Source organism: Microvirga sp. TS319 (genome assembly GCF_041276405.1).
Classification (GTDB): Bacteria; Pseudomonadota; Alphaproteobacteria; order Rhizobiales; family Beijerinckiaceae; genus Microvirga.
The window spans coordinates 1461413-1476158 of record NZ_JBGGGT010000001.1 but is presented as its reverse complement, the minus strand read 5'-3'; the positions used below and the strand labels follow the sequence as shown (position 1 = coordinate 1476158).

8 protein-coding genes and 4 pseudogenes are annotated in these 14746 nt (G+C 63.5%); 5 read left to right on the top strand and 7 right to left on the bottom strand.

What is annotated here, in order from left to right:
* Positions 1 to 220 precede the first annotated feature (220 nt).
* From AB8841_RS06760 to AB8841_RS06745, 4 genes are all read left to right on the top strand, one after another.
* Complete coding sequence (locus AB8841_RS06760; RefSeq protein WP_370435037.1) at positions 221 to 556, top strand: hypothetical protein; 336 nt, start codon at positions 221 to 223, stop codon at positions 554 to 556.
* A complete protein-coding gene (locus AB8841_RS06755; RefSeq protein ID WP_370435036.1) occupies positions 553 to 3213 on the top strand; it encodes a hypothetical protein in 2661 nt (886 codons plus the stop codon). Before AB8841_RS06760 ends, AB8841_RS06755 begins: the two co-directional genes overlap by 4 nt.
* The gene (locus AB8841_RS06750) at positions 3200 to 5104 is read left to right on the top strand and encodes a hypothetical protein (protein WP_370435035.1); all 1905 of its coding nucleotides are present in this window, start codon (positions 3200 to 3202) and stop codon (positions 5102 to 5104) included. Before AB8841_RS06755 ends, AB8841_RS06750 begins: the two co-directional genes overlap by 14 nt.
* A 120-nt stretch (positions 5105 to 5224) precedes the next feature.
* Positions 5225 to 5923: an IS6 family transposase gene (locus AB8841_RS06745; protein ID WP_370435034.1), complete on the top strand. Its 699-nt coding sequence runs from the start codon at positions 5225 to 5227 to the stop codon at positions 5921 to 5923.
* 61 nt (positions 5924 to 5984) lie between these two features.
* Here the strand turns inward: AB8841_RS06745 and AB8841_RS06740 are convergent.
* The 3 pseudogenes from AB8841_RS06740 to AB8841_RS06730 form a co-directional block, all read right to left on the bottom strand.
* A pseudogene (locus tag AB8841_RS06740) lies at positions 5985 to 6080 on the bottom strand (DDE-type integrase/transposase/recombinase); the annotation flags it as partial.
* 16 nt (positions 6081 to 6096) lie between these two features.
* Positions 6097 to 7039 (bottom strand): annotated as a pseudogene (locus AB8841_RS06735) (IS630 family transposase).
* A 105-nt stretch (positions 7040 to 7144) separates the two neighbouring features.
* Positions 7145 to 7342: pseudogene (locus tag AB8841_RS06730) on the bottom strand (IS6 family transposase); the annotation flags it as partial.
* A gap of 71 nt (positions 7343 to 7413) precedes the next feature.
* On the opposite strand from AB8841_RS06730, the pseudogene AB8841_RS06725 reads away from it, so the two are divergent.
* A pseudogene (locus AB8841_RS06725) lies at positions 7414 to 7744 on the top strand (IS481 family transposase); the annotation flags it as partial.
* Here the strand turns inward: AB8841_RS06725 and AB8841_RS06720 are convergent.
* From AB8841_RS06720 to AB8841_RS06705, 4 genes are read right to left on the bottom strand one after another with little or no spacing between them, the layout of a single operon-like run.
* Complete coding sequence (locus AB8841_RS06720; protein ID WP_370435033.1) at positions 7730 to 9664, bottom strand: response regulator; 1935 nt, start codon at positions 9662 to 9664, stop codon at positions 7730 to 7732. The pseudogene AB8841_RS06725 and the gene AB8841_RS06720 overlap by 15 nt on opposite strands.
* Entirely contained in the window at positions 9661 to 11388 is a 1728-nt protein-coding gene (locus AB8841_RS06715) for a response regulator (protein WP_370435032.1), read from the bottom strand. Before AB8841_RS06715 ends, AB8841_RS06720 begins: the two co-directional genes overlap by 4 nt.
* Positions 11385 to 12461, bottom strand: coding sequence for a chemotaxis-specific protein-glutamate methyltransferase CheB (gene cheB, locus AB8841_RS06710; RefSeq protein WP_370435031.1), 1077 nt, complete (start codon positions 12459 to 12461; stop codon positions 11385 to 11387). Before cheB ends, AB8841_RS06715 begins: the two co-directional genes overlap by 4 nt.
* Entirely contained in the window at positions 12458 to 14719 is a 2262-nt protein-coding gene (locus tag AB8841_RS06705) for a response regulator (protein ID WP_370435030.1), read from the bottom strand. The genes cheB and AB8841_RS06705 overlap by 4 nt, the downstream gene beginning before the upstream one ends.
* Between the last annotated feature and the right edge of the window lie 27 nt (positions 14720 to 14746).

The following is a 14746-nucleotide window of genomic DNA, read 5'->3' as shown; positions in this document are numbered from 1 at the left end:
ACTGACGGCGTCTTCCAGCGCGCCGAGGAAACCAACGCTGAATTAACGTCACACATGGATCACCCACATGGGGTTGGCCAATGCCAGCTGAGGTACTCAGTATGCCCAGCATCAAAGGTAAGCCCCCGATATGATATCGTATCGATGGGAGGGTGCTTCGGTGCGACGTCGCAACTGGTTCGATATCTTTCGATCGTGGAATTGGCGTCAGGACGGCGGAGTGGCTGCAGATCTTGCAGCGCTTGCCGTGATCTGGGTGCTCTTCGCGTGGCTGCTGTCGCCTGCAGTTGCTGGTCCCTGCAGGGCTGGATTTGTCCCTCGACAATCGGCTCCGGCCGACGGGATCTGCGTACTGCCTGCCAGCCGCGATCTCGTCGTCGCTGAAAACTCCCGTGCCGTTGTGCTCTGGCTATCCGGCGCCTTCGGGCCAAAGACATGCGCCCAGGGCTATGTTTGGCGTGAAGCGTTCACTGGTGATCTCGTCTGCGTTACGCCCGATCGGCGTGGCGCGGTTGCCGACGAGAACCAGCTCGACCCGTCGAGACGCGAGCCGTGACGGCGATAACCCGCCAGATACTCTTATTCGTGCTGCTCTTCACGGGCAGCGCGATGGTCTGCGCCACTGCCCAGACTTTCGATCTCGGCCAGCGGGCGACGAGTGGTACGACAGCCATCGCGACCATGCCAGACCGTGAGCGGGCCGCGTTGCGGCCCAGGACTTGCCTCGATGAGGAGAACTTTGAGCAGCAGGTGAAGGAGAGGCGCTGGCCGTCGATGCACTTGGTCGCCAAGGCCGGTTGGGCAGCCAAGTACGACGTCGCCTGCGAAATGGAGGTGGCCGGATTTGCCAATGACAACCGCGAGCCACCACCGCTTGAGCAGTTCCAGCCGCTCGCGCAGCGGCGCAGTCAGGAATATGTCGCCCTCTATGGTCCGGCCTGCCGCGACGCATTTCAGGCCCGCCGGGCCGGTGAGTTTGCAGTTCAGATCGTTCTGGCACTCTCGCCTGCGTGCCTGATTGCGCAGGTGCGGACGGTTGTCATGAATCCGGATCTCGGCGCGTGGGAGTTCAAGGATGGGCGGCGTATCCCGAAATATCCGGGCACCTCGGCCGATAAGCTGCCCTGCATCCTCGATGTGGTAACGACCGGCTCGTTCACGGTAATGGACGCGGCTGGTGACTGGGACATGTCAGTCATCGAGTACACACGCCTCGCACGCTTGCTTGAGCAGGCGATCACCATTGACGCACGGGTCGAAGGCGACGCCCGTCAAGCAATCGGCAAGATCGATCGAGAGTTGCTTACGTTGCGGGGCGGGCCCGCACGCGAGACGTACGACCTCGTCTTTAGCTGTGGAAACAAGACGAACAGCTTCGGCACTGCCGACGAGTACGTTGCCGACGACGAGCACTACGACCAGGAGCAGCAGCGGGCCATCTCAGGCGAGAACGTCGACGAGTCCTCGACCGGGGATGACATCTGGCGCTTCCTGCGGTTCCTTCTGATCGTTGCCGCCGTGGCGCTGGTGGCTGGTGCTATTCTGGGGGCGCTCGCGGGAGGCCTCGGCGGCGGCCTTGCGGCCGGACTTGCTGCGGCGGCAGCGGTTGCCGGTGCGATCGTTGTCGTAAGCGCGTTCACGACGCTGTGGGTGGCCGGCATTGAGGAGACTGAGAATCATCTGCTGATGCAGAACAGCTCCATCTACCTCAAGAACAAGCGAATGATGGAGGAGCTGCGAATCAGTGAAAACCGTGACGGATTTGATGAGATCGCAGGTAAAACCGAGGACGTGCGGCAATGGCTCCTCGAGCGGCTGCAGCGGATCGTCGAGGAGGACTTCGTGGAGTATAATGCGAAGCCCTACGCCCGGCTGAGCCATGCGGCGATTTTGAACCTGATCGACGATGCCTGCCGGCTGGGCTGGTCCTGGGAGAGAGTGGAGGACACAGGCTGCCATGAGCGCGACCAGGCGATTGTGACCGCAGCCGCCGCAGTCTTTGACCTCTCCGCCGTGAAGGCGGCAATTGGCAGCAGTCAGGGACGAAGGATCGTGCCCTTCCGCCGGTTGGCCAAAGTCAACATGCTCTCGCGCGGCGCACCCGGTCATCCGCCGCTCCCTTTGACAGATTTCATCGGCAACGCCGATCACCTCCTGGCCGCACTCCAGTTCTGGACGGGTGACACGCGGCAGGGGCCGGATGGCCGTGCCTCCTATGGCAGTACCGAAGAAATGCTTTGGCATGCGACGTCGCGCTATCGCCCTCACGCCCTCATCCTCGACCTCGCAATCCATAAGACTGGGCCATACGAGCAGACCTACACTTACGAGGGCTATGAGCGTTACAGCGGCGGGCCGGGCTGGCAGCTCACTGCCGGCGGTGACTCCACGGGATATGCTCAGGGCCTTCGGATGAACCTCGGTTGGCTGGGCTTGGTCGGGATCCAGTTCACGATCTACCCGACAGGTCCGGCCGACGACAAAGGCGTTGGTGTTCCAACCACGCTGATGATCGGTGCGGCGGCCGCGCGTCGGGCTACCTATCCCAATTTCCTGCGCTTTGAAGGAACGCCCGAACTCTTCGACGCCGGTGCCGATCCCCCGGTCGCCTCGTTCTCGAACAATCGCTGTGTTACCGGCAGCTTCGCCTGTGGCATCCGTTTCGAGATCCCCGAGCCGATTGCCGACTGCCTGACGCCGGCGCGCACTCAGCCCTGGTCGATGTTCCTCTCATTCATGGATGCGGCCTCGTGTCCGGAGCTGCGTGATGGGGACGAGCGAAGCGACAACGACATCTATCTCGCGGTCTGGAAGTCGTCCTGCCATGCGCGCGGCACGAATCCGGCCTGCGAGGAGCGCGACTGGGGCTTCGTCGAGGTCGCGCAGCGTAGCCAATTCCCGACCATCCAAGCGTACGAGGATGCGTTTGTCGCTGCCAACCGGGACCGGTTCCGGAGCTGGAACCAGAGCTTCGGCGAGGGCGATCTCACGTTCTGGTCGATCACGCAGAACCGCGAGATCAAGTTTTCGCCCATGGACGAGGACTTCGACGCTGACTGCCGTGCCTGTGGGACCTTCGTCAACCACGAGAGCGGCGCACGCATTACGATCCGCAACCCCGCCGTTCCGGGCCGGATCTTCATCGACCTCAATAACGAGGAGGCGCCGGTCCGGAACGGTGAGGACGGGGTGATACTCGATGCGCTGTTCTGACCGGTTTGTCCTTGCCCTCACAATGGGACTGCTTGCCGCTCTGGCAGCGCCCGCCCGGGTGCAGGCGCAATCCGTCGTGACGGCCTGCGGCCGGGACGATGCAATGGGCGGTCTCAACCTGCGCGACGCGCTGGCGACCGGGGGACCCGTCGTCTTGCGCTGCCCCGCTGGACAGCCAGCAATTGAGTTGACGGCAACCTACACTGTCACTGGGCTTGTTTCGATTGACGGCGAGAGCCGGGCGCTCCTGTTCGGCACTGGTGCGCGGCCGTTCTTCGAGGGCCAAGGGCGGCTCGAGCTGCGAAACCTCACCGTGCGTAACGATCCGAGTGGTGCTGCGACGGGCGTGGCGACGGACACAAGCACTGCAATCGCCCGCGGCGCCGATCTTCAGGTGATCTTGGTCGCGGTGCGTACCGAGGCAACGCCAACGCCTTACATCGTGCAGGGGCTCGAGGCCGCAGACAGCGTGTTCGAGGGCAATGGGCTCGAGGCGGTCCATCCGTTCCGCGGCGTGGTCGACGCCAATCGGGTGGTGCTGAGGCGGACGACGTTCCAGGGCAACCGTGCGCACCCGCTGGTGAGCGGGCCACCGGCGGCCGGTCCTGGTGTCGTGCCGTCGCGCAGCCTGCTGATCGAGGACGCGACCTTTCGTGCCAATTCGGGGCCGATCCTCGTCCATGACAGCAAAGTCGTCATCCGGCGATCGACCTTCGAAGGCAACGGCGTTCCGCCGGAAGCCGGGCAGCAGGCCTGGGGATGCTGCGCCGGAGCGCTCGTGCTCGTGCACGCAGATGCAACCATCTCGGACACCAGTTTCACCGGCAACAACTCATTCGGCTTTGGCGGTGCGGTCCAGGCGATCGGCTCCCGGCTGACACTGACACGCGTGGATCTTGTCGAAAACGCCGCCCGGGCCGGCGGGGCATTGTTCTTCTGGGGCCGGCCGATCCGAGAGGATATCTGGGGCGGCGACGCGCTGCCAGGCCCGGTGTCGCTACGGCTCGATCGCACGATCTTCCGCGCCAACCGGGCGCAGACTGCGGGTGGGGCTCTGCTCTGGGCTGGTGACGTTCAGGGAGATGCGGTGCTGCTCGAGGCGAACGTCGCGGGCGGGCGCGGCGGCGGTGTTGCGCACTGGCGTGCGGCACCCCTTTCTGTGCCCTTTAGCCGCGCCTTCGACGGGCTAATCGACCAGACCGAGGCCGCGCCCGACCGTCTTACCCTTGCCCGCGGGACCATCGTCGGCAACCAATCCGGGAGCCAGGGTGCCGCCGTGGACGGCGGCACAGGCGAGATTGCCCTCGGCAACGCGCTGATTGTCCGCAATGCTGTGACCGACGCCGATCCAATCGGTGGTGCGATCTTCGGAACGCGACTCAGTCTCGCCAACGCGACTGTCGCAGACAACGAGGCTGCCGGGATCACCCTGGCGGGCTCCTCAGCCGCGCTCACGCTCACGAACACGATCCTCAGCCGTAATGCGCGTGGCAACTGCCATCCCCAAGGCGGAGCAATCGGGCTCGGCGCCGCGAATCTCCAAGATGTGGACAATGGTTGCAGTCCGGCACTCCCGGTCGCCGATCCTGGGCTGCAGCCGGATTACACTTTGGCGTGGGGCAATCCAGCGCGATCCATGGGCGAGACGTCTGTCTGCGCGGGCGATCCGCTGGTGCGCGGGATCGATCTGCGTAGCAATGCGCGGCTGGCACATGGAACCTGCAGCCTGGGCGCTTTCGAAGCCGACCTGCGCCGCGAGCTGATCGGCAACCTACCCTTGGCGACGGACGATGGTCAGCGCCACCCCTGGCTGTTTTGGCTGGTGCTGCTCCTTTTCCTGCTGGGCCTCTTCCTGGGCTTCCATTTGCGACGTCGTTGCAAGAACGCCTGATCGTCCATGCTCTCCTTGAGGAGAGCAGCTCAGTTCCCTCCAATCAAGCCGGCTCCGTCGCAAACTTTTTGTTTCAGAGTTTCAGCTCATGCCACCTTGGTTCAGGGGACGGAGGATGACGTGTTCAAGGGCAGGTATTTTGATCGATCAGTGATCCTTCTCTGTGTGCGGTGGTATCTCGCTTACAATCTCAGCCTCCGGAACTTGGAAGAGCTGATGGCCGAGCGCGGCATCTCCGTTGATCACGCGACCGTGCATCGCTGGGTTGTCCAGTACTCGCCCGAACTGCTTGAGCGCTTCAATCGCCGCAAGCGAGCTGTCACCAGGAGGTGGCACGTGGACGAAACGTATATCAAGGTGCGCGGGCGTTGGACCTATCTCTACCGCGCCATCGACAGCAATGGAGACACGGTCGAGTTCTGGTTCAGCGAGCGACGCAATCTGGCCGCTGCCAAGCGCTTCCTGTCCCGCGCTCTCAAGCATCATGGTCGCCCTGAGCGGATCGTCATCGATGGCAGCCAGACCAACCGCGAAGCGATCCTGTCCTGCGACACGACAGACCGGATCAGGGATCGATCAAGACGGCGTCTCGAGCCAATTCGCATCCGGCAGAGTCGATATGTGAATAATCGGATCGAGCAGGATCATCGTGCGATCAAACGCCGTGTTCGCCCGATGCTGGGGTTCAAGTCAATGGACAGCGCTCGTGCTGTGTTAGGCGGCATCGAGATGGTTCACATGATGCGCAAAGGACAGGCGAAGTATGCCTACAGGTCTCAGCCGTCCCTCGTTGAGCAGTTCGAGCGGCTCGCCGCATAAGCGAACACAAACCGCGTTCAGATCTTTATGTCGTCAGCCAGAAATTGCGACAGAGCCGGTCTGACAGCATGAAGTCGACGAGCTGACCGTGCTTGTCGATGGCCCGGAACAAGTACTTCCACTTGCCGCCGACCCGCGCATAGGTCTCATCGACGCGCTAGAGCCATTTCCGCTTACTCCGGTTCATATCCAGCGGCCCTGAAGTAGTTGGCACATTCCTCGGGCGAGAACTCGTCCAGCAACTCGCCGATGGTCTGCCAGAGTGTTTCTTTCGTCCGGGCGGCTGCCTTGCGTAGCAGGGCCTTGAGCTTGGCGAAGGCGTTTTCAATCGGGTTGAAGTCAGGCGAATACGGCGGCAGGCGCATCAGCCTGGCGCCGGTCGCCTCAACAAGCTCTCGCACGGCCGCACTTCTGTGGGGCGGCAGGTTGTCCAAAATCACCACGTCGCCCGGTCGGAGGGTCGGCACCAGGATCTGCTCGACGTAAGCTGCAAACTACGGGCCGGTCATCGGCCCGTCCAGCACCATCGGGGCGGAGAACCCGCTCAGGCGCAGGCCGGCCACAAAGGTGGTGGTCTTCCAGTGTCCGTGCGGAAGGCCGACCCGCAAACGCTGCCCTCGTGCGCAACGGCCATACAGGCGCGCCATCTTGGTCGAGGCGCTGGTCTCGTCGATGAACACCAGCCGGTCCGGATCGAGATCAAGCTGGCCCTCACACCAGACCTCGCGTGCGGCTCTGACGTCAGGCCGGTCGCGCTCGCAGGCGTGCGCGGTTTTTTTTGACGGTGATCGCCCGCGCGTGGAAGAAGCGCCAGAGCGTGCCGATGCCAGCCGAGACGCCGCGCTCCTCCCTTAAGCGGGCCTGCATCTCGTGAAGACTGATATGCGAGGAGGCGTCAATCAGCTCCACCAGAAAGGCCGCATGCGCATCGAGCTTGGAGCCTCTGGGCTGTCCCTGCCGGCGGGCCGCCACCTCGCCGGATCGAGCGCGGCGCACCCACAGAATGGCCGTTGAGGCGCCAACGCCATAGCGGGCGGCGGCCTGCCGCACCGAGACGCCACCCAGGGCCGTCTTGATCACCCGATCCCGTAGATCCTGACTGTAAGCACGTGCCATGCCGGGCCTCCATGTCTGGAAGCCAGCAAGCCACATCAGAGCTCAGGGCGGAATCCCTCTGACTCGAAATAGCCGGAAATGGCTCTAGGATCCTGAACGAGGGCCTTGATACGGGCGTACCCGCTTCTCGATCTCCGGGGCATAGCGCTGAACCCACCGAAAGATCGTAGACGGATCAATCTCGACACCACGCTCCTGCATCATCTCGGCGAGGTCACGATAGCTGATCCCCTATTTGCAGTACCAGCGCATACACAGCAGGATGATCTCGACCGGAAAGCGGCGACGCTCGAACAGAGACAATGAGGCGGTCCCTTGACGAACCGAACCTTGTTATACGGCCGGGGTTAATGCAACAGTGCCGAGGAAACACTATGGGGCGGGTTCTACACGGCAGCGCCACGACGACAAAGGCAATCCGTCGCCCAATACAGAATAGTCAAGAGAGCCTGAGGGCGCTCTCCGAGCGTTACAACATCAACCAGAAGACGGTTGCGAAGTGGAAGAAGCGTAACTCGGTGGCCGATCGGCCAACCGGGTCGAAAGAGCCACGCCCGATGGTGCTGTCGCTGGACGAGGGGGCACTCATCGTCGCCTTTCCGCCAGCACACGCTGCTGCCGCTGGACGACTGCCTCTACGTCCTTCAGTCCATCATCCCACACCTGACGCGATCCTCGTTGCATCGCTGTCTACAGCGCCACGGGAACGGTGCTCTCCGGAACACATCTCTCCTGATCCGTGATGATCTCGCCGAGGCGTGTCGCTAGTTCGCTATAGGTAAACGGCTTATTCAGGATCGAATAAGCTTCCGGAATCCGGTTAGGATCGACATAGCCGGTGATAAGAAGAATTCCCAAGGTCGGATTGAGCTTTCTGGCACGCTCGGCCAGGTCGAGTCCTGTCATGATCGGCATGGCGAAATCAGCGACCAGAAGGTCAAACTGATCGTTGTCCTTGAGGATCTCAAGAGCAGATGATCCGCTGGACGCCTCCACGACCCGATGCCCCATCTCGTGCAAATAGGCCGCCGTCACAACTCTGACCTCCTGGTCGTCATCGACGAGCAGGATGCGCATCTTTGGACTTGCAACGACGGTTTCCGTCCCGTCGCGAGGCGCAACAGATCCATCGATGAATGTCCGGGACAGATAGAGGTCGACGGACGTACCGACCTCCATCGTACTTCTGATGACGACAGTACCGCCGGATTGTTGGGCGAGGCCATAGACCATGGATAGACCGAGCCCGGTCCCCTTTCCGATTTCCTTCGTGGTGAAGAACGGTTCAAGGACCCGGGCGAGGATCTCCGGCGGCATGCCCGCTCCAGTATCCGTGACAGAGATCACCACGTAGTCACCGCTGCCCAGATCGGTGACTTGGTTCTCGTTCACTGCCTCGTTGCGGGTGGAGATTGTCACCGTCCCGTTTTCGGTCATGGCATCACGTGCGTTGATGCACAGATTGAGAATGGCCAGTTCCAACTGATCCGGATCGACCAGCGCGGGCCAAAGACGCTCAGCCAGATTGCGCCTGACCTCAACGATGCCCCCAAGCGTCCGTCCCAGCAGATCGTCCATGCCGCGGATGATCTGATTGACGTCGACAGCCTGAAGATTCAAGTCACGCTGGCGGCTGAAGCTCAAAAGCCTCTGCGTCAAGGATGCTCCGCGCTCGGCGGCGTAAGTGGCATTCTGCAGGAGACGCGCCAGGCGAGGATCATCCGAAGTACGTCGTGACGCCAGCTCAAGGCTGCCGAGAACGGCCATCAGCAGGTTGTTGAAATCATGCGCCACGCCGCCCGCTAGCGTGCCGAGCGCCTGCATCTTGTCCGCTTGCCGCAGACGCATTTCCATGAGCTTCTGCTCAGTAATGTCGCGCTCGATGGTCGCGAGGTTCGTGACGGCTCCGGACTCGTCTAGAATGGGGATGTGATTGATGAGGATCCATTGGGCCCCCCCCTCTGACAGCACCCTTTCCTCGACAACCTCGTCCGGCGCGCGCGCCGAGATGGCCCGCCGCTCCGCATCCTCGATTAAGGCTGCGCGTTCGGCCGCGACGAAGTCGCGCTCCTGGCAGCCGACGCATTGATCGGGATCGCGGCCGAGACTCTGCGCCTTGCTGGTGTTCAGGCGCACGAACCGCCCGTCCAGATCCTTGAACGAGATTTGGTCGCTGGAGCTTTCCATCAGTCCGCGCAGAAGGGCGCGCTCCGTGTCGAGCTCTTGGGCCAGACGGCGCCGCTGGTAGGCTGCGCCCACCATGTTCAACAGAGCCTCCGGATCCCAGGGCTTGGGCACGTAGGCCATGATCCGGCCCTTATTGACCGCACCGATGACCGCCTCGATATCGGCATAGCCCGTAAGCAGGATGGCTTCCGCGTCCGTGTCGTGCCGCGCCTTGGCCAAGAACTCGTCGCCCGGCATTTCCGGCATGCGCTGGTCGGAGATGATGATCGCGATATCGGGCTCGCGTCTGATGATCGCAAGAGCCTGGACCGGCGACGTGGTGCTCACAACGCGGTACTGTTCCTCGAACAGATCCTCCAGGGCAACCAGGATATCCGGCTCGTCGTCGACGACCAGGATCGTGCCACTCCTTGAGTTCATGTCGTTCGGCAAGGTCATTGAGCACTCTGCCTCGGAATACAAATAGTGAATCGGGCGCCTCCGGAAGGGCCCTGATCTACCGAGATTGATCCTTTATGGGCCTGGATGACACCGTAAGCAATTGCCAGCCCAAGTCCCGTTCCAGCCCCGACGGGCTTTGTCGTGAAAAAGGGCTCGAAGATGCGCTCCCGCAGGTCCGCCGGAATGCCTGGACCCGTGTCGCTGATCCGGATGACATAAGTTGCCTCGTCGTTCGACGTGTCAATATCTATGGCCCCGCTTCCCTCGATTGCATCGGCGGCGTTGCCGATGATGTTCATGACCACCTGATTCAGGAGTGCCGGGGAGCAGTAGAGCTCGGGCACGGCGGCATAATGACGGCGCACGTCGACCCGAGAGCCCAGCTTCTGGCCCAAAAGTGTCACGACCGAATCGATCGCCTCCGGAACGTTGATCCACTGGGAATCCCCCTCGTCGAGGCGGGAGAAGCGTCTCAGCTTGACCACGAGTTCCTGGATCCGGCTCAACCCCAGCTTCATCGCGCCGATTCGCTCACGCGATTTCGTGACCTGCCGCTCGAGCCCTGTCTCGGGAGGCAGCTTCGTGGCGATCTCGTCGAGCAGCCTTTCGACCGTTCCCCGATGCGCGAGGATGAAGGCAAGAGGATTGTTGATCTCGTGGGCGATGCCGGCGACGAGCTCACCGAGGGAGGCCATCTTGGCGGCCTGGACGAGCTGGGCCTGGGTGCCCCGCAGGCGCTGGTTGGTTTCCTCCAGCTCGTGATTGGCCCTGGCCAGGGCCTCTGCCGAGGCGGCTTCGGCGCGCGCCCGGGCCAAGGCGAGTTCCCGCTCCCGCATCTCCGCTTCGATGCGCCAGTTCTCATCCTGGAGTAGTTTGCGCCGGATGTGAGCCCGAATGCGGATTCGCAGGACCTCCGCCTCGATGCCTGAGGGTATGATATCGTCGATCCCCGCCGCAAAGGCCTGGGCCATGAGGTCGCCGCCATCCTCATTGCCGAATCCGACGAGGGCGAAGCTCGCCCCCTCCCTGCCAGCAATCAGGGCGAGGCCCCGATAGGTGTTCAGCTGCCGGCATAGCTCAAGTCCGTCGAAGATCGGATTGAGAAGATCGATAAGAACACAATCCCAGGCTCTGTCGGGATTCCCGATCATGCGGAGCGCCTCGGCCGGCTCCGCCGCCCAGGTCACGTCATAACCCTCCCGGGAGAGCAGGTTCTGAAGGGAGGCCCATTGGGCCGGGCTCTCGCCGACGACAAGAATGCAGGCTCGCCGGAACGTGCTGAAGCTCGGGGCTTCGTGGCTGTGCGGCATCTCGCCGATCGCGGTGAAGCGCCTGCGGAGCAGCGCCCTGATCCGCAGGAGGATCAGCTCCTGCTCGGCGGATTTGGAAACATAGGCGTCCGCGCCGCTCTCGAGGCCCTGCCGCTCCACGGCGCGCTCCCGGGCCTCCGTGAGGATAATCACCGGAATGGCGCGGGTGCGGACGTTCAGACGCATCTGGCGCGTCAGCTCGTCGCCGTTCATGCCCGGCAGGTGAAAATCGGCGACGACCAGATCGGGCAGCCTCTCGTTGAGGCTGTCGAGCGCTGTCTCCGCCGTCGAATGCCAGTCGACCTCGAATCCATTCGTCTCCAGGAAATGCCTGAGCTGGAGGGCCTGGGTGGCGGAATCCTCCACCAGAAGGATATGGGCAGCCAATGCTCCGCTGCGGCCGATGCTCATTCGCGTTCGCCCCGCGTCAGATTCAGGAGCCGCGGCGCGATCAGATCGAGCGGAAGGCTGAGCCGCACGCCTCCCAGGCGCTGGGCCGCAGCGGGCATACCGTAAACGACGGCCGTGCTCTCGTCTTCCGCGATGGTATAGCCTCCAGAGCGGCGCAGATCGACGAGGCCTTGCGCGCCGTCCTCCCCCATGCCGGTCAGGACGACTCCAACCCCCCGCGATCCCACCGACTTGGCCAGCGACTGGAACAGGAGGGTCGCGGACGGCCTCTGGCTTCCCAGAGGGGGCGCAGCGCTGACCTGCAGGGCGCCGGTCGGGGACAGAAGAAGATGGCGGTCGCCGGGTGCGACGTAGACCTTGCCGGCGACCGGGGTTTCCTGATCGCTCGCGATCCGGACGTCAAGGGCAACAAGCCCGTTCAGCCAGGACGCGAACCCTTCCATGAAGGCGGCCCCCATGTGCTGGACCAGCAGGATCGGAAGAGGAAATTCGGCCGGGAGGGCTCCCAGGATCTTCGCCAGCGCCGGGGGGCCGCCGGTGGATGCTGCAAGGCCCATGATCGTCGGCCGCAAGGAGCTCCTGTCGCGTTCCGGCTGCGCCGGCCGCAGGTCGGGCGTCCGGGAGCGCCAGGCGAAGGAGCGTTGCCGCACCACCGGAACCTGGCTCATGATGTAGAGCTGGGTGCAGATTGTTTCGGCAATAGCGTCGAAGCCGGCATTCGTCAGTCCCACGGGTTTCTCGACCACCGTAAGGGCGCCGGCTTTCAGCGCGTTCATCGAGATCTTGAGAGATTCGTCCTCGACGCTGCCGGCGATGACGACGATCGGCGTGGGATGATCCGTCATGATCCGCCGCGTGGCTTCCAGCCCGTCCATGCCGGGCAGACGGATGTCCATGGAGATCACGTCCGGCTGGACGCGACCGATCTCGTGGAGCGCTTCCTCGGCTGATCCGACCGCCGCCGCTACCACGAGGCGCGGATCCCGAGCGACGATATGAACGAGAAGCTGGCGGACGACGACGGAATCCTCGACGATCATCACGCGCACGGGTGCCGGCGGCGACAGGCTCATAGCAATTGCCCAATCGTTGCCAGCAATTCGCGCTGGTCGAATTTTTGCTTGGTGATGTAGGCGTTGGCGCCCAGGTCGAGCCCTCGCCGGACATCTTGGGGATCCGCCCGCGATGTCATGAGGATGACGGGAGTCGGGGCGATCCGCGGATCGGTCTTGATAGCCTGCAGCAGCCCGAAGCCGTCCATGCGCGGCATCTCCACGTCGGCGATGACGAGATCGACGACCGCTTCACCGGAGCGCAGAATGTTCAGGGCGTCAATTCCATCGACGCTCAGCAACACCCGATAGCCCTGCGCCTCGAGGATGCTCTTCTCGAGCGTCCTCGTAGTGATGGAATCGTCCACCACGAGGATGGTCGTGGCAATGCGCGCCTGCTCCTGGGCCGCGGACGACAGCCCGAGGCCGCCGGCTGCCAGGCGGCTCTCGTTTCTCACCCAATGCTCGATCAGGCGATCCGGGCTCAGGACGAGCGCCGGCATTTCCTCCTCGAGGAGGACAGTGCCCGACACCACGTCGGCGAGGCCCACCGCCTGGGCGTCGCTGACCAGCAGCGAACGAACGTCGTGGAATGCGTTCACGGCCAACGCACAGTGACGTGAGCCATGCCGAATGAGAACAGCCTTCACGTGGCCTGCCTCGATGGAAATCTGCGCATCGGGGGATCCTGTCAGAGCAGTAATGGCGATAACAGGAACAACAACGTCTTTGCCCCCAATCTCGATCCGTGCGGTCGGGCGCCCCTCGACACTTTCCAGGGATGAGGCCAGCAGACGGAGAAGCCGTGTAACGGCATGTGACGGCAGGCCATACATGCGGTTCTCGGCTTCGACGAGAAGCAGGGACTGGCGGGCGGCCGTGAAAGGCACGTTCAGCAGAATCTCGGAGCCCCAGGGATAGCGGGGGCGCATCAGGACGGAGCCATGCAGCTTTCGGACAGCCTCGGCCACCACCGACAATCCCATACCCCGGCCGGAGAGGCGATCGACTTCCGTAGCGGTCGAGAAGCCGGGCGTGAAGACGAGCGGCAGCAATTGATCCATCAATGGGGGCATGGCGTCGTCTGCTTTGGGCGCCAGGAGACCGCGCTCGATCGCAACCCGCTGAATGCGCGCCAAGTCCGGGCCACGACCGTCATCGCGAACGCTGATCACAAGTCGGCCGCCGCGCGAGACCATCTCCAGGACGATCTCGCCGCGCTCGGACTTGCCCTTGGCGGTCCGCTCGGCTGCCGGCTCGATTCCATGGCTGACGGCATTGCGCAGGAGATGCATGATCGGGTCCTTGAGAGCCTGCAGCACCTGACGATCGGCCTGGAGATCGAGGCCGAGGGTCCGCACGTCGACATCGCGCCCCTCCTTCCGGGCAATCTCGCGCACCATCGGACCGAAGCCGCCGAAGACCGTCTCGGCGGCGGCGAGTGAAACGCGGTCGACAGTGCCGCGCAGTTTCCGGGTCGCCTGGTCAATGGCCCAGGAGGATTGTTTGCGATCCCTCGCGAGAGTGGAGAGGCGCCGGAACAGGATCTTCAGGTCCTCGTCGAAGTCACGCAGACGGGACATCGAGCTGCTCCCTGCCTGCGCGGCTTCCGGAGAGCTCCGCCGGAGTTCCACTGAGCCGGACGACATGATCCGGGCCTGAAGCGCCTCCCAGCTGCGCCTGAGGCCCCGCGCATCGTTCTCGATCTCGCGCAACGTCTGGTCCAGCCTCTCGCCTGCCTGCAGCGCGGCCAGGAGCTGGTGCATGGATGTCGAGAGCTCTTCCATCTGCTCTGCCGCCACCCGCAGATAGGTGCCGGTCCCGACCGGAGCCGTATTGTCGGCCGCGGCAGGCCGCCCGCGCTCGGCAGCGGCGTGCGGGGGCGCAGGCACAGCTGGAGGCGTGTCATGAGGGGCCGGCGATGCCAGCTCCTGATCGGCGGCGCGCGGGTCCGGCCGGTCATCCGGCGATCGCGCCCCCGCGACGATGTCCTCGATGGCATCAAGGCTCGAGCGGACATCGGCGAGCGTGGTCTGGTCCAGATGGAGCTGGCCGTCCATGACGCGGGCGAACAGCGCCTCCAGGCGATGGGCGATCTCCTCGACGGCCGGAAGGTCGACCGCCCGGGCCGCGCCCTTCAGGCTGTGGGCGCGACGGAAGACATCCGCCAGATCGATCGTGCCCGGATCGGCGCTGTCGAGCGCATGCCGGATGGCCTGGAGATGCTCCCGGTGCTCGACTTCAAAGGCAGCTTGCAGCTGTTGGCGGATATCGGTCACGATGCACGGCTCTCCGATCCGGCGCCC